The organism is Halomonas sp. SpR1, assembly GCF_031010175.1.
In the GTDB taxonomy this organism is placed as follows: domain Bacteria; phylum Pseudomonadota; class Gammaproteobacteria; order Pseudomonadales; family Halomonadaceae; genus Vreelandella.
This window is the reverse complement of sequence record NZ_JAUAMB010000009.1, coordinates 100,392-122,122: the sequence shown is the minus strand read 5'-3', so window position 1 is coordinate 122,122 and position 21,731 is coordinate 100,392. Positions and strand designations below refer to the sequence as shown.

Sequence of the window (21,731 nt, the reverse complement as noted above, 5' to 3'; positions counted from 1 at the left end):
ATCAGCCACGTCCCACCTGCTCACGCCCGACCATAAGGGCCAGCTCGGCGGTGCGGTTGGCATAGCCCCACTCATTGTCGTACCAGGCGTAGAGTTTCAGCTGGGTGCCGTTGATCACCATGGTGGAGAGTGCATCGATAATCGAGCTGCGCGGATCGGTGCGGTAATCGATAGACACCAGCGGGCGTTCTTCGTAGCCCAAAATGCCTGCCAGCGGGCCATCGGCGGCGGCTTTCAGCGCCTGATTGACCTCGTCGACGCTCACTTCGCGTTCAAGCTCGAAGACCATATCGGTAAGCGACGCATTAGCCAGCGGCACACGAATCGCATGGCCGTTAAGCTTGCCTTCCAGCTCGGGGAAAATGGCGGTAATCGCTTTGGCCGAACCGGTCGTGGTGGGAATCAAGCTCATACCGCAAGCTCGGGCGCGGCGCAGGTCTTTATGCGGCGCGTCGAGAATCGTTTGGGTATTGGTGATGTCATGCACGGTGGTCATCGAGCCATGGCGAATACCAAACGTTTCCTGAATGACTTTGACCACGGGTGCCAGGCAGTTGGTGGTGCAGCTAGCTGCGGTCACGATCTTGTGCTGAGCAGGGTCATACAGATAATCGTTCACCCCCACCACGACATTGAGCACGCTCGCCTCTTTCATAGGCGCACTTACCACCACACGACCAACGCCTTGATCAAGATACGCCTGGAGCTTATCGGTGGTTTTCATTACGCCCGAGCACTCAATGACAATATCGCAGTTCGACCAGTCGCTATCGGCAATAGCTTTGTTGGCGCTAAAGGAGACAGATTTGCCGTCGAGTTCTATGGCGCTATCCGTTGACGAGATGCCCTTCCCTGGCGCCCAGTGCCCGTGCACCGAGTCAAACTCCAACAAGTGGGCAAAGGTGGCCGCATCGCCACCCGGGTCATTAATGCGCGTCAGTTCTACCGCACCCGATTCTACCTGCGTCCACAAGCTGCGCAGGGCCAAGCGTCCAATACGTCCAAAACCGTTGATACCGATACGTAGTGTCATATTTTTTAGCTCCTAGGTGAATTATCGACGAATGTCGTCCCTTGCCTCAATCAATAACCATAGCGATAGACGTTGATAGATATCGTTGAATGTATGTTCATAGGCGTCTAGCTGTCCATGTAAACGAGGGTCAGAAATATCCCAGTAAAATAGCTGTCCACAACCACCTTTCCAGTGGTGGCAAGCCTGTAAAGCTTTTTCACATAAAATAAAAACGGTATCGAAATAATGCTCTGCGAGAGCTTCTATCGACTTACTTGCTAAGCCGCTTGTATTTACGCCGTGTGCTTCCAACGCTTGAAGCGCCAGTGCCTGTGGTCGGTCAGGCTCCTTTCCAGCACTAAATACTTCGAACTGATCCGCCGAAAGATGCCTCAGTATCGCTTCCCCCATTAGCGAGCGGGCTGAATTTGCACTGCAAAGGAACAGGACTTTTTTCTTTGTGGGCATAAAGAAATGGCTCATATATGTTTTTTCATATAAATGCCATTTTCTACACAATCTTCTTGCAACTCAAGCTTGCTGACATAATATGTTATCAATTATAGAAATATTCATATTCCATAAAAATATATTATACTTAAAATTTAATACTCGCTCCTGCAGAGCGGAACAATAGACTCTATCCAAAAACCATTCGGATATTAAAAATATACTATTTCTATAAAATTTCTATAAGTTCATAAATAAAAAAACCCCTTAAAAAGGGGTTAAATATATATTTTAAATTAATTAAAAATAAATTAACCAAATCTTCCAGTTATATAATCTTCAGTTCGCTGACACCTAGGAGCAGTAAATAAATCATTAGTCTTATTGTATTCAATCAATTTTCCTAAATACATATAAGCCGTGTAGTCAGAAATACGAGCAGCCTGCTGCATATTGTGCGTAACTATCAATACTGTTACATCACCTGCGAGTTTATTAATCAAGTCTTCCACTTTTGCTGTCGCAATAGGGTCAAGAGCAGAAGTAGGTTCATCTAGAAGTAAAATTTCTGGCTCAACAGCCAAAGCACGAGCAATACATAAACGTTGCTGCTGCCCACCCGACATACTTAGCGCTGGCTGATGCAGTCGATCTTTTACTTCATCCCACAATGCTGCTTTACTGAGTGAATCTTCTACAATTTCATCTAATAATGAACGTTTAGTAATGCCACGAATTCTCAAACCTGCTATCACATTCTCATAAATCGATTTTGGAAAAGGGTTAGGTTTCTGGAAGACCATACCCACTCTCATTCGAACAATATTCGGATCAAGGTTGATCAGATCCTCATCTTCTGGTAATAAATTAATCTCACCAGAATACCTCACGCCCGGATATAAATCATGCATGCGGTTAAAGCAGCGTAAAAATGTACTCTTCCCACAGCCTGACGGCCCTATCAGCGCTGTAACTTTTTTATCAATTAAAGGCATGCTGACATCGTCTATCGCCTGCGTACCGTCGCCGTACCAGAATTTCAAATTAGAGACTCGAGCCCGAGTGGGGCTATCAGGCTCCAGGTACCAATGATCGAGATGCTCACTAGCCTTACGCATTGGCTTTTCTGAATCATCTTGCACAGTCGTCTGGAATTTCGACATACCATTCATACTCATATCTCACACCATTAGGAAGTTTGGTTACTTCTTATACCATGCAAAATGCCAACTTATTTACGAGCACGATAGCGTATGTAAATTGCCAAAGCATTCATCATTAGTGTCATAACAATTAGAACAACACCCGCGGCTGCCGCTGTAATTTGGAAATCTGCCTGGGGACGGGATACCCAGCCAAACATCTGTATGGGCATGACTGTAAACCCACTATTCAGCCACTCAAAGCTAATGAATGGGAAATCACCGCTGACTGGCGACTGCGGTAAGAAGGCGATGAAAGACAAGGCACCAATGGTAATGATTGGAGCAGTTTCACCAATCGCTCTAGAAAGTCCCACAATTGCACCAGTTATAATACCTGGTTTGGCTGCAGGAATAATATACATTGCCATGGTCTGCCATTGGTTGGCCCCTAGGCCATAAGCCGCCTCACGTAACTCGTTTGGAATTGAACGTATCGCCTCTCGAGTCGAAACAATGATAATCGGCAAAATCAATAGCGACAGAACCAGGCCCGCCACCAATACTGTCTCGCCCATCCCGAAAGTCTGTACAAAAAGGCCAAGCGCAAGGAGGCCATAGACAATAGAAGGAACACCAGCCAAGTTAGATACGTTGACTTCAATAACGTCAGTAAGCCAATTCTTACCCGCATATTCTTCCAGATACAGCCCAGCGGCAATCCCAAGCGGGACAGCTATCACGGCAGTGACAAGCATGACCATAATCGTGCCGACCCAGGCGGAAAGAATACCTGCATCCAGAGGCCTTCTCGATGGGAATGACGTGTAGAAATCAGGATCCGTCAAGCGCGGAGCCCCCCTGACTGCCAAGTCTAGAAACAATGCTACTAATGTCGTTATCGCAATAAACAGTACGATGATACCCAGCGACGCAAAAATAATGTCCCGGGAACGGTTTTTCCGAGATAATGAAGCGTAGTCAATACCGCTTTTGATGTTCTCAGACAGTGTCTTCATAGTCACCTCAATAAGCCTGGCGATAGCGTTTGCGCAGATAAAAACCAATCAGGTTGAATATCAGTGTCAACAAGAACAGCACCATTCCAGCAGCAAAAATAGATAGATAAGCGATTGAGCCGTGGCTGACATCGCCCAGGCTAACCTGCACAATGAAGGTAGTAATAGTGGCCGCACCCTCCATAGGATTGAAGGTGAAATTAGGCATCTGGCCTGCGGCAATAGCAACGACCATCGTCTCTCCTACAGCCCGAGACATCGCTAAAATAAAGGCAGCCGTAATACCCGACATTGCGGCAGGGATAACAACTTTAGTAGCCGTATGAAAACGGCTGTATCCCAATGCATAAGCACCTTCACGCATACTGTTAGGAACTGCACGCATAGCGTCTTCGCTAAGAGACGTAGTGTAAGGCAGAATCATAATACCCATCACCAGCCCCGGCGCCAGCATGTTGAAACCTGGCAAACCAGGTAAAAAAGTCTGCAACAGTGGGGTAACAACTAGCAAAGCAAAATAGCCGTAAACGACGGTAGGCACGCCTTCCAACAGCTCCAATATCGGCTTGACGGTTTCCCGCACTTTCGGATTTGCATATTCACTTAGGTAGACTGAGAGTATGAGACCGAAGGGGATGGATACGGCCAAAGCGATACCCGACACCACAATGGTGCCTGACAACAGCGGCCAGATACCGAAAGTCGGCCTGGAGAACATCGGCGTCCAGCTAGTGCTGGAAACAAACTCCCATACTGATACTTGTTCAAAAAACACCAGCGCTTCGCTTAGTAATACATAAACGATACCGATGGTGACCAAAACAGAGATAATCGCCGCCAGCATCAATACATAACGTGCTACTTGATTAATCATTTCACGCTTACGCAAAAAATGCGTCGAAACCTGAACCTTGGACGTCTCAAGGCGCCGTGAACTTGGAGTAGCCATTGGTCTTTTACGCCTACTTTGTTTAAAGAATATCTTTCTATCATAACCAGAGCGGAAGCTTTTATGCTTCCGCTCCGGGTTTACAAAGGGCTCACCTTTTCTGGAAAGGAGTGCTCTTAGTAGTGCTTCTCACGCTCGAGCGTTTCAACCACATCGACGCCCACTTCAGAACCCTGGTAGGCAGTACCAACTTCGCGGTCAGCCAATACACGTAGCGCAGCTTCGCGTACTCGCTCGCCTAAAGGCACGTAACCAACTTCACTGACCAGGTCACCGTTTTCTTCCTGGAATAGGAACTCCGCAAACTTTTCAACGTGTTCCTTCTCTTCTACTGAAGCTTTGTTGGCGTAGTAGTAAAGCGGACGCGTCAGCGGCTGGTACTCTCCATCACCAGCCGTTTCCTTAGTCGGCTCAACCGGCTCGCCGCCTTTCCAAGAGATAGGCACGGCTTTCAGTTTATCCTGGTTTTCCAGGAAGTAAGCCAGACCGAAAAAGCCCAACGCATTATGGTCGTTAGCAACGCCCATCACCAGTACGTTGTCGTCTTCGCTGGCCGTAAAATCGCCGCGGCTTGAATGCTCTTCACCTACAATGGCAGTCGTGAAGTAGTCATAGGTGCCCGAATCGGTACCCGCACCAAACAGATTCAGCGGGCGGTCAGGGAAGCCTTCACGAACTTGGTTCCAGTTGGTAATGACACCTTGAGCTTCTGGCTCCCACATTTTCTGCAACTCTTCTACAGTAAGATGATCCACCCAATCATTTTGCGGGCTAACAACAACGCTTAGAGCATCCATGGCTACAGGCAGCTCGATAAACTCGATACCATTTTCCTTGCAGAGTTCAAGCTCTTCCGGACGGATTGGACGTGAAGCACCGGTAATATCGGTTTCACCACGACAGAATTTCTTAAAACCACCACCAGTACCGGACAAACCAACGGTTACTCGGATTTCACCGCGATTGGCATTACCGAACTCTTCTGCCATTGCCTCGGAAACCGGAAAGACGGTACTTGAACCATCAACCTGAACAGTATCAACGGCAACAGCGTTCTGAGCTACAAACGAGCCGGCAAGAACTGCACCGAACATAAGATGTTTTTTCATGTTTCTCTCCAAATTCCGTTCAACGCATTGAGTTTCGCGGTTCATATGTCAGCTTCTCGCCCAAGACGAATTCGCAACCTTTGTGCAAAACATTTTGTAGCAAAAAGATGACGAAATGATGACAACTGAAGCTCAGTAAAAAATTATTACCGAACAGCGCCTGCTGCCCCCGCGGGATACAATCTAACGCAGCAACAGTGACATTCTCATGACAGCGCACAGCACAGGAGATTTTTTCTAAGCGTGGAACAGTGCTTTTTAAAACAGCAAACCGAGCGCGGCCAAAGTACACAGGGACAGTGACGCCCCTTGCAGTAGACGGCGGTCTAATCGATGGGCGACGGTATCTGCCAAGGCATTACCCATTAATACCGCAGGCAGGAAGGTAAGCGCGACCTGGAAATGCCAGAGCTGAACCTGGTCGGCTAAGGCGAGGGTAATAAAGGTCAACAGGGAGGTCAGAATGAAAAAGGCGGCTAAGTTGCCGCGCACACGGTCAGCAGGTAAGCCATGCATCAGCAGCACGATGGGCGGACCGCCAATGGCAGCAACGGTGCCGAAAATGCCTGAGAGCACCCCCGCGCCAAACAGCGTTATGCGGTTTACCGGCAGTTGAAAGCGGCACAAAGTAACTAGAACCGCAAACAGGACGATAACCGCAATCAGCTTTTCTAACACCACCATGGGCGCGGCGAGCAGCAGCCAAATACCCAATGCATTGCCGGGCAAACGCCCTACTAACGCCATGCCAATGGCATCCAAGCGCACCTCGTGCCAGTAGTGGCGCACCATCATAAGCGAGACGGTAAAACCAAACAGCACCAGAATGACCGGCACTAATCGTGGTTCGAGCATCAACAGGAGCGGTGCACCGATGACGGCCAACCCAAAACCGGTCGCACGCTGCACAAAGGCACCCAGCAAGAGCACGCCTGAGCAGGCTAACCAAGTGTTCATGGGCATATTGACCCAGGCCAGCAAGCTATCCATTAGTGCTGTTCATCCCTACGGTTCATTCCTGCCAGTTATCCCTGTTGTTCTTCAACGGTGGGCGCCTTGGTGAGTTTGCGTACGCCGATATTGCCCAGTAACGCAGCGCCCAGCATGGTGAGCACCATGGGCCAGAGGTGTTCAACCTCGAATAGCCCTACCATCACACCGGCCAGCGCCCCACAGGTAAACTGGATACCGCCAAGCAGCGCCGTTGCCGTGGCGCTGATATGGCCAAAATGATCCAACAGCGACGAGATCGCGTTGGGCGTAATTAGCCCAATCATGCCGGTAAACAGCATAATCAACGGCACCACAATCGCTAGCGTCGCTATATCCAGGGCGGTGACCGCCACAAGCCCTAGCGCCGCCACCAGCTGTATCAGCAAACCTAAACGCAAATTCTGCTGGGGGGTGCGCTTCCGTAACAGGTGAATATTGACCCGATTAGACAGCGCAATCACTACCACGTTGACCCCAAACACCAGCGGATAGGTGGCTGGCGAGAGGCCAAAATAGTCAAGATATAGAAACGGCGAAGCGGTCACGAAGGCAAACAGGCCCGCGAAGGAGGCGGCAACCGCACAGATATACCCCATGCCTTCACGATGCTTAAGTACACTGGCGTAGTTGCGGATTACCTGGCGCGGAGAGGCAGCAGGCAGCGACATATCGCGGGTTTCAGGCAGGCGGGTGCCTAATAGCCAGAGTAAAAAGCCTGCGTAGACGGCCAAGAACACAAAGATCAGCCACCAACCGGCAATATGCAGCAGTAAACTACCCACGGTAGGCGCCACTAGCGGCGCCAGCATCATAATCATCGCCATGGTCGACATGACTTTAGCGGCCTCGCGACCACTAAAGCAGTCGCGCACAATCGCCGCCGAATTGACCACACAGGCCCCGCCCCCCAGCGCCTGGATAAACCGCCAGACCAGCAGCGTGGGCAAACTGTCTACCAGGGTAATGGCAAGGCTTGCCAGCATAAACACCATCAGCCCACCCAGGAGCACTGGCTTTCTGCCCATACGATCCGAAAGTGGCCCAAAACATAGCTGGCCCAGCGCAAAGCCGAACAAAAACACGCTAATGGAAAGTTCAGTGCGGTGAATACTGGCCCCGATGCTCTCCGCAATAACCCCCATGGCGGGCAAGTAGGCATCGATAGCAAAGGGCGCCAGCGCCGTGTTGGCGGCCACCAACAGTGCTACCCGACGAGGATTAAGATCCATGGGTCTCCTTAAGGCGATGATATACGCACTGGAATAGATAGGCCGCTAATCATAGCCGATTTTGAGAGATTTGTCGGGGTTGGCTGCTATCGATCAATAGCCCTGGATGACCAAGGGCTTTTCAAGGTGAGGGATGATTAGTGGTGCGTGGTGACATCTTGCGACTCAAGCATCTCAACCAGTGGCTGAAACTGTTCACGGTTATGCTCGTTCATATGCATTAGAATGCGGTGGGCTTCAAGGATCCGGTCACGCAGCCCTTCTTCATCTGCGGGCTCTTGGGGAAGCTCTTCAAGCGCATTATTTAGCGTGGTCGCCTGCTGTAGCGGCGCTTCCATCAGCGTAAAAAAGCGCGAAAACCCCATTACGTCCAACATCTGTCGCACGTCAGGGTTATCGACAATAATCGTCGGTGATTGCTCCAGCCGCCCTTTGACCGCCATCGCGACCTTGGCCAGAAAGCCAAGCGCCGTCGAATCCACGTTGGTCGCTTCACGCAGGTCAATCAGTACGGCACGCAACCCCGGCGTCTCAGCGAGACGTTGGGCTTGGGTATCCAGCGTGGCGCAGAGCGTCAAGCGCACATCGCCACATAGTTTTAGAACAAAAACACCAGAATCGAACGCCGCTTTAATGCGGCCTTCTTCAATCAGCATGACCAAATCCGCTCACCATCATGATTGTAATATCATCGGGTAAAGCATCGCGCTCTTGGTTGGCATCGAACTCCGCATCTCCTTCAGCAAGGAGAGCGTTTGTTTCTGCTAGCCGTTCGCGCAACTGCTCAAGCGTTACACTCTCGCTTACTAATTGCTCAAGCTCCTTGAGCCGCGTGTCGAGCGTTTTACCCGGCAAGCATTCCAATACTCCGTCTGAACAGAGCCATAGTCGAAATTTATGCGGCAATGCACAACTCAGCGAAGGATACTCCACATCGGGGAAAAGTCCTACCGGCATTCCCTCGCCTTCTAAACGGCGTAGCTCTCCCCCGGCCTCCAAAAGAGGCATGGGAAGCTGCGCGCCGAGCGAATAGTGAAGAGTATGCGCCTCATGGTCAACAACACCGACAAATAAGGTGGCATGTTTACCGATGTCGGTGCCCTGTAACTCTCGGTTCATTGCCTTTAGCCAATCGGGAGGCAGGTTTTCCGGATGCTGGCCGTCCCACTCACCCAGCCAGCGGTTGCATAAATATTTAAGCAGAACGGTCACAAACGCCGACGAGGCACCATGCCCCGATACATCGGCGAAATAGAAGGCGCTGTAACGCTCGTTATAGCGTTGATAATCCAGGAAATCACCGGACAAATAGAGCGAAGGGGCAAATATGTAGTCATAATAAACGCCGTTAATCACTTTGGGGCGCAGCGGTAATAAACGCCGCTGAATATGTCCCCCGCTCTGCTGATCCATCCGCAATAGCGCCAGATGGGTCTCTAAGCTTTCATTTAACTCCGCCAGCCGGGCATGATCCCGCTCTCGCTCCAGTGCCAAATCGTTAAGCTCAATGGCTTTACGGATCATGCGCCGCAACAGCTCGGCGTGACGCAGAGGATGAACGATATAGTCCACCAGCCCCACATCGATTGCTTTGATCAAATCAGCGTCCTGGCGCGAGTCGCTGACCACCAGCGTAGGCAGGCGATGCGTCAACTGCGACCACTGCTGCCGGGGAACCGCTCGGGCATGGGCAACGATCAGCGCCGTGCCAGCCGGCAGATGTTTTATATCCTCAGCGGCAAATACCCACATGCCATCACAGGTAATCGCTTCCGCCAGCGCATCGCGTTCACGACCGGGTTCGTCGATCACCGCGATCAACTGCTTAGAATGATCCATCATAAGCCTCAATCGGTGACTTCGTCGCCACCAGAGTCGCTCTCATCCTGGTCACTATTGTCAAAGCCGCTATCTTCGAAACTATTGACTTCAAAACCTTGGACTTCAAAACCTTGGTCTTCAAAAACTTAGTCTTCAAAACCAGCGTCTTCAAAATCACTGTCATCAAACTCGAAGGTTTCGCTGGCAAAGGGGTCATCGCCCAATTCTCCATCGCTGACCTCAAATTGGCGGCTCTGTAAGTACGCGTCACGGATAAAACGGTAGCGATCACCGCGAATTAATTCTTCCTGGTCAAGCAATCCCGCGCGAATATCGATCACATTCAGCGCGGTAAGGCTTAGTCGAACGGCGTCGTCGTCTACGTAATACAATGGATACGAAGTCATATCAGCAGGCAAACCGGTCGTGTCCCGCAACGTGCTGGGGCCCAACAAAGGCAGCACCAGATAGCGCGAATCTTGCCAGCCCCAAACGGCCAACGTTTGGCCGAAATCTTCTTTATCCGCAGTAATTTCCATCAGGGTGGCATAATCTAATAGCCCGCCGATGCCTACCGTGGAGTTAATCAAAAAACGTGATGTGGCGAGGCCTGCATTCGCCGGCTTGCCCTGCAGTAGGCTATTAAGCGCGGTACGCACCTCGCCTAAGTTGGAGAAAAAATTACCCACCCCTGTCTCTACAGGGTCTGGGGTAATGGTGCGATAACCTTTTGCCACCGGCTTAAGCGCATAGCGATCCAGCACATCGTTAAACGCAAACACCTTGCGGTTAAAGCCTTCCCAAGGGTCTTCGGGAGCAGTATTTTCCGCCATTTGTGTGCTGGCACATCCCCCCGTTGCGAGTAACGTCACCAGCAGTAGTGGCAACCCTTTGCTACGCAACGAGAGCGCAGGTTTCACGTTATTAAACCACTGCCACATGACATTTTCCTTTTTCAATTGCCTAGCAACTTTACATACATCTACAAACGACGAATAACCACACTGCCCGCGCTATAGCCCGCCCCGAAGGAGCAAATCACACCAATATCCCCCTCCCCAAGCTCGTCATGGTGAAGGTGAAAGGCGATGATAGAACCCGCGGAGCTGGTATTGGCGTAACGATCCAAAATGATCGGCGCCTGAGTTTCACTCGGCTCATAGCCCAATACTTTGCGGGCAATCATATCGTTCATATGCCGGTTAGCCTGGTGTAACCACATGCGCTTAAGATCACTACCGTTTAGCTCCAAGGAGGCCAGATGGTCGGTGATCAATTTAGCCACCATCGGGCAAACTTCTTTAAATACCCGCCGTCCTTCCTGCACGAAAAGCTTGTCCAAGGCCAGCGGATCGCTATCCGTAACGCGGTTCAGAAAGCCAGCATTATTGCGAATCGCGTTGGAAAATTTGGTGACCAGGCGTGTGCCGAGTATTTCAAACTGCTCGTCGGCCACGGCATCGACGCTATTTTCCAGCACCACAGCGGTACAAGCATCGCCGAAAATAAAGTGGCTGTCACGGTCGCGAAAATTAAGATGCGCCGAGCAGATCTCGGGATTGACCACCAGGGCGCGCTTAACACTACCGGAGGCTATCGCGTTAGCAGCGGTTTCCAAGGCAAACGTCGCTGAACTACAGGCCACGTTCATATCAAACCCATAGCCGCTTGTTCCGAGGGCCTGCTGCACTTCTACCGCCACGGCGGGATAGGCGCGCTCTAGGTTTGAGCAGGCAACGATCACCAGCTCGATGTCAGCAGAATCTACCTTGGCAGCGGTCAACGCTTGCCGCGCAGCGGCGGTCGCCATCTCGCATTGAATCGAAGGTTCGTCATTGCCCCGCTGCGGCAGTTTAGGCCGCATACGCTGTGGGTCAAGGATTCCAGACGCATCGAGCACGTAGCGGCTCTTAATTCCGGAGGCTTTTTCGATAAATTCACTGCTGGAGTGCGCCAGCGGTTCGCGCTCGCCACGCTGAATTGCATCGGCGTATTGCGAATTCTCAGTGTCTACCCAAGCATTAAATGCCGCCACCAGGGCCGCATTATCAATGGCGTGTTCCGGCGTATAGAGCCCTGTACCGGTTATCACCACATGTGTCATGCCAATCTCCTCTAAGCGGCTTGCCGACGTGACCGGCCATCAATGTAGCGTGCAACTTACGGCGAACCCATCACGTTACTGTGTGCGTAAAATAGCGGTTTTTCCAGCAACTTTTTCCAACCACTGCTAAACGCTAGTGATCTCTTGCCAGCGCTTTTCCAATCGTTTTACCGACACCACCATGCTAGTCCCCAATTGCTGAGCGAATAGCGACACCCTAAGCTCTTGCAACCACCAGCCAAAAGCGACCAGTTCGGGGTCTTCCACCCGCCCACGCCGCTCACTTTCCCGGCGGGCATCAAAGCGGGCCTCTAATGCCTGGACATCCTGCATCATCATTTGATCGCGGCCGCGTTCACGGGCGGCTTTTTCAAGCCGAATCAGCGCCGCCTCAGTGTAGCGTGGGTATTCCTCCAGCCAAGCGCCGGCATCGCGGATAAAGCCTGGGTAGACCAAGCGCTGCATCTGCGCGCTGACATCGCTGTACACCAGCGCAAGGGCAAAATTGAGCTTCCCTTTAAGCACTTTACTAACGGCCAAATGGCCTTGTAGCGCGGCTTCTACCCGCACTAGCAGGGCTTTCGCTTCGTCAATCAGTTGGCCCTGCGTTTCTTGTAAGCGCTGGCTAAACGCCTCCTCTGAACGCGGCAGGGGGTGCTGAGCGACCACCTGGGTAAACGCCGCCAGCAGCAGGTCGTCAATCAAGGCTTGCTTACTGCCCACTTTGGCAAACAGCAGTGCACACTTCTCGACACCCGGCAGTTGCTTAATCGCTTTAACCTTTTCGGGCAGTTTGGCGATGCCCAGCCGGGCAATGCCCTCCTGGTGGGCGGCATCCGCTTTTGCCGGGTGATCAAACAGCGCCACCTTGAACTCGTTGGCTCCGGCTGTCCTGTTTTTAGCGACCCCGGTTTCAGCGACCAGGGCAGGATACGCCTCTACGCGAATGCCTGCTTGGGTGGTGACCCGAGAGGCAGGTAGCGGCTCCTTGGGTAGCCCGGCAACGGCAGGCTCATGGCTGACCTGTTCGGCTAACGCCTGGGCGCCTGCGCTGGCGGCTGCTTCAAAGCGCTGCTCCAAGGCGCGCAGATTGCGCCCCTGCCCCAGGGTTTCCCCGGCATGGTCGACCACGCGAATATTCATGATCAGATGCGGTTCAAGCAAGTCCAGGCGCCAGTCATCGGGGTGTACCCGGGTGGATGTACGGCGGCGAATAAACTCGCCCAGCGCTTCGGTTAATGGCCGCTGGTCGGGCACCAGGGTCTCCAGCGCCGCATCCACCCAATCGGGAATCGGTACCACCTGGCGGCGGATGCTTTTCGGCAGTGATTTTAGCAGCGCAATACACTTTTCACGCAGCAGCCCTGGCACCAGCCACTCCAGGGCATGTACCGGCACCTGGGGCAGCATGGCGGCGGGAACGGTCAGGGTAACGCCATCATCCTCGGCTTCAGGATCAAAGTGATAACTGACGGGATAGGCCACGCCCGCCAGGATTAAATGATCGGGGTACTGTGCCTGGGTGACGTCCTCCGCGTCCCGCGCTTTGAGCGAATCAATATCAAAGTGGAGTAGTTGCGGGTCTTGCTGCTCGGCCTGTTTGCGCCAATGCTCAAACCCCTTGCCGTTGACGATTTCAGCCGGAATGCGTTGGTCGTAAAAATCGTACAGGGTGTCTTCATCGACCAGTATATCCCGCCGTCGAGCGCGATCTTCCAATGCCTCAACTTCGTCGATCAGTGCGCGGTTATGGGCAAAGAAGGCACCTTTGGTTTGAAACTCCCCTTCCACCAGCGCACGACGAATAAACAGCTCACGGGACTCCTGAGGGGCGATTGGCCCGTAATGTACCTTGCGCCGCGCCACAATCGGCAGTCCAAACAGCGTGACCTGTTCAAAGGCGACTACCTGGGCACGCTTCATTTCCCAATGGGGTTCGCTGTAGCTGCGCTTCACCAGATGTTGCGCCTGAGGCTCAATCCATTGGGGGTCGATTTTGGCCACGGTGCGGGCAAACAGCTTGGAGGTTTCCACCATCTCAAACGCCATGATCCACTTGGGCGACTTCTTGGCCAATCCGGAACCGGGATGGATCATAAACTTGCGATTGCGGGCACCGAGATACTCGCGGTTCTCCACCAGCGTGCCCAGGTTGGAAAGCAGCCCTGAAAGCAGCGCCTGGTGCACCTTGCCCGAGGTTTTACGCCGCATTTGGCGCGCCTGCTCTTCGCTTTCGTCTTCATTGCGAGGCGGCGGCGCGGGCACGTCAATATCCATATCGCGCAGCAGTTGGCGGAGCTGGCGGAAAGTATCGTGCCACTCGCGCATGCGCAGGTAGTTAATGTAGTGCTCGCGGCACCAGCGGCGCAGCTGGTTGCCCGACAGCGCCTCGCGGGCATTCTCAATGCCATGCCAGAGGTTCAGCAAGGCGACAAAGTCGGAGTCCGGGTCGTGCCAGCGTTGGTGGGCTTGATCGGCGGCCTGGCGTTTATCCGCTGGTCGGTCACGGGGGTCTTGTATGGCGAGTGCCGAGACCACGATCAGCACGTCGCGCAGGCTGCCGACTTCGGCGCCCGCTAACACCATGCGCGCCAGGCGTGGGTCAATCGGCAGTCGTGCCAGCTTACGACCCAGCGGGGAAAGGCGCTGCTTGTCATCCACCGCGCCCAGCTCGAACAGTAGCCGAAAACCGTCTTTTACAAAGCGGCTATCCGGTGGGTCGACAAACGGGAAGGCCTCGATATCGCCAAGCTTTAGCCCCAGCATCGAGAGGATGACCGACGCTAAGTTGGTGCGCTGGATTTCCGGGTCGGTAAAGCCAGGCCGGGAGAGAAAATCCTCTTCGCTATAGAGACGAATACACACGCCTTCGGCAATTCGCCCACAGCGTCCTTTGCGCTGGTTGGCGCTGGCCTGGCTAACCGCTTCCACCGGCAGACGCTGAATCTTGGAACGGTAGCTATAGCGGCTGATACGCACTAGCCCAGGGTCGATCACGTAGCGGATCCCAGGCACGGTCAGCGAGGTTTCCGCCACGTTGGTGGCGAGGACAATACGCCGCCCGCGGTGCGGCGCAAACACGCGGTTCTGTTCTTCATTGGAGAGCCGTGCGTAGAGCGGCAGAATCTCGGTGCCTTTCAGCTCGGCGCGGCGCAGGGTATCGGCGGTTTCACGGATCTCGCGTTCGCCGGGTAAGAACACCAGCACGTCCCGTGGGCCGTGCAGCCAGCCTTTCTCCCGCTCGATCGCTTCAATCTCTTCCACTGCGTGGAGAATACCCTCTTGCAGCGTGCGGTCTTCTTCATCGTCCTCGTCGCGTACCAGCGGCCGGTAGTGCACCTCAACGGGGTAGGTGCGCCCGGTGACTTCCACCACCGGCGCGGGCGTTTTGGCCGTGCCGAAGTGCTGGGCAAAGCGCTCGACGTCAATGGTTGCCGACGTGATGATGACCTTTAGATCAGGCCGCTTGGGGAGCAGGCGCTTGAGGTAGCCGAGCAGAAAGTCGATATTCAGGCTACGCTCGTGGGCCTCATCAATAATGATCGTATCGTAGCGTAGCAGCAGCGGGTCATTTTGCGTCTCGGCCAGCAAAATCCCGTCGGTCATTAGCTTGACCAGGGTCGTCGGGCTGCTTTGGTCGGTGAAGCGCACCTGGTAGCCCACCTGCTCGCCCAGGGAGACTTCCAACTCTTCTGCTAGGCGGTTGGCAACGCTGCGAGCGGCTAGGCGCCGTGGTTGGGTATGGCCAATCAAGCCACGGCGACCACGCCCCAGCTCCAAGCACATTTTTGGCAGTTGGGTGGTTTTACCTGAGCCGGTCTCGCCCGCCACCACTACCACCTGATGGTCGCGTATGGCGTTAACAATATCTTCCCGCCGCTCCACCACCGGTAGTTCCGGCGGATAGTTGAGAGCGACCTTTTGATTTTCGCGCTGGCTTAGCTGCTGCTGGGCACGACTAAGCTCGCGCTGCACTTCTTCCAGACCACGGCTAATTGGCTTTTTATCGCGTAAGCGGCGATTTAGGCCAGCCAAACGCCGCTCCAGCCGCTCTGCATCGCGCAGCATCACATCGCCCGTGGCCTGTTTCAGCGACGCAAGACGTTGGCTATCGGTGGGGGCTGGGGATGTGTCGGTGGTCACGATTGAGTCGGCTTCCATTCGCTTGGGCATTTAACAGGAGACATTAATAACAGATATAAACAATCAACCCGCTCAATTGAGCGGGTCGTATAGTGTAACGCTTTCAGCTCCGCGACGCCTAACCACAAAGCAAGCAGGAAACGGGCGAGTCCAGGTTTCCACAAGGGCGCTGTGAACCCGTCCGTGAGCGCTACTTTCGCCATCTGACCGCCATGGATGGCGGAAATGCCGGAATTGTCAGGAATATTTTCCGGCCATGGCGAAAGACCCTTGTTACAACCTGCCCTCGCCCGCTAATCGAGTGTTTATTAATGGCTATCGGATGACGTTTTTGAAGGCTCTTCATCGCGCAGCTGGCGGCGGAGCACTTTACCCACATTGGTTTTGGGCAGTTCCTCGCGGAACTCGATGATCTTGGGCACCTTGTAGCCCGTGAGCTCTTTTTTGCACCAGTCGCGTAGCGTTTTCTCATCCAACTGATCATTTTTACTTACCACGAACAGCTTGATGGCCTCACCGGCATTTTCATCCGGCACACCGACCGCCGCTGACTCAAGTACGTCAGGGTGGGCAGCCACTACGTCCTCAACTTCGTTAGGATAAACATTGAAGCCAGAGACCAGAATCATGTCTTTTTTGCGATCAACAATGCGAATGTAGCCATCATCCTGCAGTACTGCGATATCACCGGTGTGGAACCAGCCATCTTCATCGATGGCGTCGCGGGTATCGTCTTCGCGCTGCCAGTAGCCTTTCATCACCTGCGGGCCTTGCACGCAGAGCTCTCCCGGCTCGCCCAGTGCAACGTCATTACCGTCGCCATCGACGACTTTTACCGCGGTGCCCGCAACAGGTTTGCCAATGGTTCCCAACTGGATTGCATCGGTGGGGTTAAAACTAACGATGGGCGACGTCTCGGTCAGGCCATATCCCTCGGCGATTGGGCAGCCGGTGGTTGTTTCCCAGCGCTGCGCCGCTGCTTTGGTGAGCGCCATGCCGCCGGAGATCGTTAGCTTCAATTTAGAAAAGTCGAGCTGTTTGAAGTCGTCACGATTACACAGTGCATTAAACAGCGTGTTGAGGCCGATAAAAGCGGTAAAAGGCAGCCCCTTGAGCTCTTTGACAAAACCATCCAGGTCGCGAGGGTTGGTGATCAGCAACGAGTGATTGCCGGTCTCCATTAAAAACAGGCAATTAACCGTAAAGGTATAGATGTGATAAACCGGAAGCGGTGCGATAACCAGTTCTTCGCCATCGGTGAGGTGAGGCCCAATCGCTTCCCGCGCTTGCAGCATATTGGCGATAAGGTTGCGATGAGTCAGCATCGCACCTTTTGGCATCCCCGTGGTGCCGCCTGTGTATTGAAGAGCGGCTAAATCATCAGGGCTTCTTTTGACCTCGGTATGGCTTAGTGAAGCGCCTTTTTTCAGCGCATCGCGAAAACCAACCGCACTTGGCAGCGAATAAGCAGGCACCATTTTCTTAACGTGCTTAACCACGGCATTGATTAGCCAGCGCTTGGGAACGTCGTGCAAGTCGGCGAGCTGAGTGACGATAACGTGCTTAATATCTGTTTTATCGAGTACTTTCTCCAGCTTGCCCGCCATATTGGCCAGAATCACAATGGCTTTAGCGTTGGAGTCTTTGAACTGATGGGCCATTTCCCGTTCGGTGTATAACGGGTTGGTGTTAACCACCACCAGGCCTGCCCGTAACGCGCCAAAAACCGCTACCGGAAACTGCAGCACATTGGGCAACTGAATGGCGATGCGGTCGCCGGGGACAAGGTCGGTTTCATGCTGCAGCCAAGCAGCAAATTGCGCAGAGAAGCGGTCAAGGTCAGCGAAAGAGAGCGTTTTTCCCATACAGGAAAAGGCGGGCTTGTCCTTAAAACGTGCTACTGCGTTATGAAAAACATCCGTAACTGAATCGTACTGATCCAACCCTTCAAGCGCTGGGCCACGTAAAACGGCGGCGTTGGCGTGTTCGCTCATGGGTAATCTCCGCTATTGACGTCGGCGTAAGTCACCGACCTTGTTGTTGTCGCTAGGCTTTGTCTGAAAAAATGGGTTAAGAAGCACAACGATATACGACCTACAACAGACTGTAAAACGATCGATTGAAACTTACGTTTCAACTTTAGCCCATAGTCCATACCTTTATTTACTGCAGCCTATCTCAACCAATTTAGTAGATCGCTTCTTTATGGACAGTAACGCGCCTGAATTTCTCCATTGCGCCAGACTAATAGCTCACCCGGCACCATGCGCTGCCAAGCTTCATTGTGCGTGAGGGGCTCAGTGGCAATCACTGAAACGATGTCGTCAGGGGTGGTATGTTCGGCAAAATTCACCGTCATCTCAGCGTCGGAGAGTTCCGCCTCGCCGAAGGGCGCGCAGCGGGTAATATGCGCGAGCTTCGTGGCGCAAAACGTATACAAGTAGCCGCCATCGGAGAGCAGCATATTAAATACCCCCAGCGCTCTTAACTGCTCACACAACTGGTGCAAGCGCTCCCAAAGCGTTGCGGGATCAGCGGGCGGAGTAGGAAAGGTGCGGCGTAGCTCACCCATTAGCCAGCAAAAGGCGTGCTCACTATCAGTGCTGCCAACCGGGGTGTAGTGGCCTAACGCTAGGCTCTCCCAGCCACTTAATTGGCCATTGTGAGCATAGCTCCAGGGCCGCCCCCACATTTCCCGGGTGAAAGGGTGAGTGTTAGCAAGCTTTACGCCCCCCACATTGGCTTGGCGAATGTGGCTAATCACCACATTGGACTTAATCGGGTAGTCGCAAATCAGCCGCGCGATGGGTGAATCGACAGAGGGATGGGGATCGCGAAAATCGCGGTAGCCGCCCTCTTCATAAAAGGCGATCCCCCAACCGTCGCGGTGGGGGCCAGTGCCGCCCCCACGGTGCAAAAAGCCCGAAAAGCTAAAACAGATATCTGTAGGCACATTGGCACTCATACCCAGCAGTTCACACATACGCTCTACACATATGATTCATACCTACAATTCCAGACACCCAGACATTGATCACACGTGACATCAGCCAATTACCGGTTCACGGCGGCGTGGGGAGTCGCTTTCATCACTGCTGTCCTCTTCCTGAACAACGTACTCATCGCTCCCAGGACGGCGCCACCACCAAAGGGCAATGCCAATAAGTGCGCCTAACGTCATACCCAGCACCAGCCACATCAGCCCGCCACGAAGGGCCGCGCCGTTGTGCTCAAAAAAGCCAACCGCCGCCACCATCGCCGAGGGCGCCCAACCGGTATAGAATTCACCCTCTTCTATTAATGGCAACCGGAAAGTGGCGGGCGCCCATATCGCCCCAGCGACCATCCAGGTTAGTAAAAGACGCGGCAAGCGAGGCAGAAAAGTAAGCGCAAAATAGACCGCGACAATCACTAACAACGACAGCCCGTAGTAACTCAACCACAGCAGTGGCGTTGAATTTGCAAACAGCATAATACCCCTCATGTGGGTGAACTCACCCGACGTTGATTTCCCGTTATGGTACCTATCAATTTATGAAAGCACAGCAAGGCATACATTCAGGCTTACCCGCTGCACGCTATTATCGCGCTAATGACCCAAAATGGCACTGGTTGGAGAACCGCGACGACCCAGAGGTGAGCACCTTTTTAGCGGCCGCCAATCAGCAACAAGCCGATTGGTTTGCTCCCCTTGCCCCACTGGAAGAAGCGCTATACCAGAGTCACTTGGCACGCCGCGAATTAGCCGTGACCAGCCTTAAGACAACGCTTGACCACTTCACGTTCTGGAACGAGACCGGCGCTGACGATGACTACCCCTGCTGGTGGCGCCACCCCAATTATCAGCCTGAACAGCACGAATGCTTTTTTGACGTTAGAGCTCGCGCCGCCGAGCACGACTTTTACGATATGGGCGATATGGCTCTCTCACCCGATGAGCAGTGGCTAGCCTGGACAGAAGATACCCAAGGCGATGAACGCTTTACCCTGTGGCTGAAAGCACTGCCTGGCGGGGCACCCGTGCAACTATTGAGCGATATTGGCGCGGGGCTGTGCTGGGCAGAAGATCAAACAGCCACCACGGCCACCCTTTTATTTACCCGTTTTGATGATACCCAGCGCCCGGATAGCGTTTGGCGGCTTTCGCTTTCACTGGCGGAGCCTGGCACCTCACAAGAGCCCGTACTGGTTCTGCGCGAAGAAGACCCAGAGTTTTGGCTCGGTATTGGCAAAACGCGCTCGCGGTCATGGCTGCTACTCGAAAGCGGCTCAAAAGACACCAGTGAAATTCACCTGCTCCCCGCCCACTCGCCAGATGCAGCACCGGCGTGTATTCAGCCGCGCCAGCCGAGAGTCGAGTACAGTATTGATCACCGACCAGGCAGCTTTTACCGCCTACATAACCAGGCAGGGGCTCACTTTCAACTCGATTTTCTGCCGGAAAGCCAGCTTGGTCAGTTCCAATTGAATTGGAAAACGCTAATCGCCCACCGAGAAGACGCTACCCTGGAAGGCGTTGATGCGTTCTCTTGGGGGCTGATGCTGGCCGAGCGTGATCACGCCCAGGCGCAGGTGCGTTTGCGACGTTTGCTTGTTGATGCCCAGCACAGCTTTACGCTGGATGAGCACCTGGCGCTGCCCGAACAACCCTGTTCGCAGATGCTGGAAGATGCGCCGCACTTCGACACACAGGTGCTGCGACTACGCGAGGAGTCGTTTACCCAGCCACCCAGTTGGTTCGCACTTGATCTAACCAGCGGCGAACGAACGCTGCTGAAGCGAATGCCTGTTTATGGCAATTTACAGCCGCAGCAGTTAATCAGTCGCCGCCTTTGGGCAACCAGTAGCGATGGCGAGCAAGTGCCCGTATCGGTGGTGATGCGAGCGGATCTGGCGGGTCAGCCTCTGCCCACACTGCTGTATGGCTACGGTGCCTACGGTGATGCTCTCGACTCATGGTTCTCGATCGCCCGACTGGAACTGCTTGAACGCGGTGCGGCCTTTGCCGTTGCCCATGTGCGCGGTGGCGGCGAACGCGGCGAACCCTGGTACTTAAACGGTAAAATGGAGCACAAGGAAAACAGTTTTAATGACTTCCTGGCCGCACGTGAAGCACTTGTCGAACAGGGTATTAGCGATTCACAGCGCATAGCGGCCTATGGCGCCAGCGCCGGTGGGCTACTGGTCGGCACCTGTATTAATCGTGCACCGGAAAAATTTTGTGCTGCTCTGCTGGATGTACCTTTCTTAGACGTGTTGCGCACGATGCAGAACCCAGAGCTGCCGCTGACCACTGCGGAGTACAGCGAGTGGGGCAACCCGGAAGAGCCAGAGGTCGCTGCCCGCATAGCCGCTTACTCGCCCATCGATAATATCAAGTCGCAGGACTACCCTGCCCTATGGATTGAGGGCAGTTGGTTTGACACCCGGGTCAGCTACTGGGAACCCGCCAAGTTTTATGCCCAGGTGTCCCAACAGCAGCTGGGTTCAGCGCCAATCTTGATGCGTACAGATATGAGCAGTGGTCACGGCGGCGCGTCCGGTCGCTTCAAGGCCTGGCGTGATACCGCGCGGCAAGATGCGTTTATTCTTTGGGCATTGGGCCTGAGCGCGTAAACGCTGCTAACCTCTAAACTTTCCAAGCCCTGAATAAAGTGCGAAAAGCCTGCTGTGCTATGCCAATCACAGCAGGTTCTGGAAAAAACAGCTTCACTTAATATAAAAACAGCATTAAATACAGAAACCTTCCTTCTAGCG

General features: G+C 53.5%; 17 protein-coding genes. 1 reads left to right on the top strand and 16 read right to left on the bottom strand.

Annotation, left to right across the window (positions count from 1 at the left end):
- Window position 1: 1 nt before the first annotated feature.
- From QT231_RS09075 to QT231_RS09000, 16 genes are all read right to left on the bottom strand, one after another.
- Entirely contained in the window at window positions 2-1,033 is a 1,032-nt protein-coding gene (locus QT231_RS09075) for an ArsJ-associated glyceraldehyde-3-phosphate dehydrogenase (RefSeq protein WP_308336583.1), read from the bottom strand.
- Window positions 1,034-1,054: 21 nt separating this feature from the next.
- On the bottom strand, window positions 1,055-1,498 hold the full coding sequence (locus QT231_RS09070) for an arsenate reductase ArsC (RefSeq protein WP_308336582.1): 444 nt from the start codon (window positions 1,496-1,498) through the stop codon (window positions 1,055-1,057).
- 278 nt (window positions 1,499-1,776) lie between these two features.
- Window positions 1,777-2,643, bottom strand: coding sequence for a phosphate ABC transporter ATP-binding protein PstB (gene pstB, locus QT231_RS09065; RefSeq protein ID WP_308336581.1), 867 nt, complete (start codon window positions 2,641-2,643; stop codon window positions 1,777-1,779).
- 53 nt (window positions 2,644-2,696) lie between these two features.
- A complete protein-coding gene (pstA, locus tag QT231_RS09060) occupies window positions 2,697-3,626 on the bottom strand; it encodes a phosphate ABC transporter permease PstA (protein ID WP_308336580.1) in 930 nt (309 codons plus the stop codon).
- 7 nt (window positions 3,627-3,633) lie between these two features.
- On the bottom strand, window positions 3,634-4,500 hold the full coding sequence (pstC, locus tag QT231_RS09055; RefSeq protein WP_308336579.1) for a phosphate ABC transporter permease subunit PstC: 867 nt from the start codon (window positions 4,498-4,500) through the stop codon (window positions 3,634-3,636).
- A 191-nt stretch (window positions 4,501-4,691) separates the two neighbouring features.
- Window positions 4,692-5,684, bottom strand: coding sequence for a PstS family phosphate ABC transporter substrate-binding protein (locus tag QT231_RS09050; protein ID WP_308336578.1), 993 nt, complete (start codon window positions 5,682-5,684; stop codon window positions 4,692-4,694).
- Window positions 5,685-5,942: 258 nt separating this feature from the next.
- Entirely contained in the window at window positions 5,943-6,674 is a 732-nt protein-coding gene (locus QT231_RS09045; RefSeq protein ID WP_308336577.1) for a sulfite exporter TauE/SafE family protein, read from the bottom strand.
- A gap of 35 nt (window positions 6,675-6,709) precedes the next feature.
- Entirely contained in the window at window positions 6,710-7,906 is a 1,197-nt protein-coding gene (locus QT231_RS09040; RefSeq protein WP_308336576.1) for a Bcr/CflA family multidrug efflux MFS transporter, read from the bottom strand.
- Window positions 7,907-8,043: 137 nt separating this feature from the next.
- Window positions 8,044-8,562, bottom strand: coding sequence for an STAS domain-containing protein (locus QT231_RS09035; RefSeq protein ID WP_308336575.1), 519 nt, complete (start codon window positions 8,560-8,562; stop codon window positions 8,044-8,046).
- Window positions 8,552-9,745, bottom strand: coding sequence for a SpoIIE family protein phosphatase (locus QT231_RS09030; protein ID WP_308336574.1), 1,194 nt, complete (start codon window positions 9,743-9,745; stop codon window positions 8,552-8,554). Before QT231_RS09030 ends, QT231_RS09035 begins: the two co-directional genes overlap by 11 nt.
- A 128-nt stretch (window positions 9,746-9,873) precedes the next feature.
- Entirely contained in the window at window positions 9,874-10,668 is a 795-nt protein-coding gene (locus QT231_RS09025; protein ID WP_308336573.1) for a VacJ family lipoprotein, read from the bottom strand.
- Window positions 10,669-10,709: 41 nt separating this feature from the next.
- Entirely contained in the window at window positions 10,710-11,831 is a 1,122-nt protein-coding gene (locus QT231_RS09020) for a beta-ketoacyl-ACP synthase III (protein ID WP_308336572.1), read from the bottom strand.
- 126 nt (window positions 11,832-11,957) lie between these two features.
- Window positions 11,958-16,004, bottom strand: coding sequence for an ATP-dependent RNA helicase HrpA (gene hrpA / locus QT231_RS09015; RefSeq protein WP_308336570.1), 4,047 nt, complete (start codon window positions 16,002-16,004; stop codon window positions 11,958-11,960).
- 278 nt (window positions 16,005-16,282) lie between these two features.
- Window positions 16,283-17,968 carry an AMP-binding protein gene (locus QT231_RS09010; RefSeq protein ID WP_308336569.1) on the bottom strand — a complete coding sequence of 562 codons (1,686 nt, stop codon included), beginning with the start codon at window positions 17,966-17,968 and terminating at the stop codon, window positions 16,283-16,285.
- Between the two features lie 209 nt (window positions 17,969-18,177).
- Window positions 18,178-18,957, bottom strand: a complete 780-nt coding sequence (locus QT231_RS09005) for a class II glutamine amidotransferase (protein ID WP_308336568.1) — start codon at window positions 18,955-18,957, stop codon at window positions 18,178-18,180.
- 63 nt (window positions 18,958-19,020) lie between these two features.
- Entirely contained in the window at window positions 19,021-19,446 is a 426-nt protein-coding gene (locus QT231_RS09000; RefSeq protein WP_308336567.1) for a hypothetical protein, read from the bottom strand.
- Window positions 19,447-19,508: 62 nt separating this feature from the next.
- On the opposite strand from QT231_RS09000, the gene QT231_RS08995 reads away from it, so the two are divergent.
- Complete coding sequence (locus QT231_RS08995; protein ID WP_308336566.1) at window positions 19,509-21,590, top strand: prolyl oligopeptidase family serine peptidase; 2,082 nt, start codon at window positions 19,509-19,511, stop codon at window positions 21,588-21,590.
- Window positions 21,591-21,731 lie beyond the last annotated feature (141 nt).

Bases quoted from the DNA above. Each gene is read 5' to 3' on its own strand.
- QT231_RS09075 (WP_308336583.1), bottom strand. From the start codon at position 1,033: ATGACACTACGTATCGGTATCAACGGTTTTGGACGTATTGGACGCTTG.
- QT231_RS09070 (WP_308336582.1), bottom strand. From the start codon at position 1,498: ATGAGCCATTTCTTTATGCCCACAAAGAAAAAAGTCCTGTTCCTTTGC.
- pstB (WP_308336581.1), bottom strand. From the start codon at position 2,643: ATGAGTATGAATGGTATGTCGAAATTCCAGACGACTGTGCAAGATGAT.
- pstA (WP_308336580.1), bottom strand. From the start codon at position 3,626: ATGAAGACACTGTCTGAGAACATCAAAAGCGGTATTGACTACGCTTCA.
- pstC (WP_308336579.1), bottom strand. From the start codon at position 4,500: ATGATTAATCAAGTAGCACGTTATGTATTGATGCTGGCGGCGATTATC.
- QT231_RS09050 (WP_308336578.1), bottom strand. From the start codon at position 5,684: ATGAAAAAACATCTTATGTTCGGTGCAGTTCTTGCCGGCTCGTTTGTA.
- QT231_RS09045 (WP_308336577.1), bottom strand. From the start codon at position 6,674: ATGGATAGCTTGCTGGCCTGGGTCAATATGCCCATGAACACTTGGTTA.
- QT231_RS09040 (WP_308336576.1), bottom strand. From the start codon at position 7,906: ATGGATCTTAATCCTCGTCGGGTAGCACTGTTGGTGGCCGCCAACACG.
- QT231_RS09035 (WP_308336575.1), bottom strand. From the start codon at position 8,562: ATGCTGATTGAAGAAGGCCGCATTAAAGCGGCGTTCGATTCTGGTGTT.
- QT231_RS09030 (WP_308336574.1), bottom strand. From the start codon at position 9,745: ATGGATCATTCTAAGCAGTTGATCGCGGTGATCGACGAACCCGGTCGT.
- QT231_RS09025 (WP_308336573.1), bottom strand. From the start codon at position 10,668: ATGTGGCAGTGGTTTAATAACGTGAAACCTGCGCTCTCGTTGCGTAGC.
- QT231_RS09020 (WP_308336572.1), bottom strand. From the start codon at position 11,831: ATGACACATGTGGTGATAACCGGTACAGGGCTCTATACGCCGGAACAC.
- hrpA (WP_308336570.1), bottom strand. From the start codon at position 16,004: ATGCCCAAGCGAATGGAAGCCGACTCAATCGTGACCACCGACACATCC.
- QT231_RS09010 (WP_308336569.1), bottom strand. From the start codon at position 17,968: ATGAGCGAACACGCCAACGCCGCCGTTTTACGTGGCCCAGCGCTTGAA.
- QT231_RS09005 (WP_308336568.1), bottom strand. From the start codon at position 18,957: ATGTGTGAACTGCTGGGTATGAGTGCCAATGTGCCTACAGATATCTGT.
- QT231_RS09000 (WP_308336567.1), bottom strand. From the start codon at position 19,446: ATGCTGTTTGCAAATTCAACGCCACTGCTGTGGTTGAGTTACTACGGG.
- QT231_RS08995 (WP_308336566.1), top strand. From the start codon at position 19,509: ATGAAAGCACAGCAAGGCATACATTCAGGCTTACCCGCTGCACGCTAT.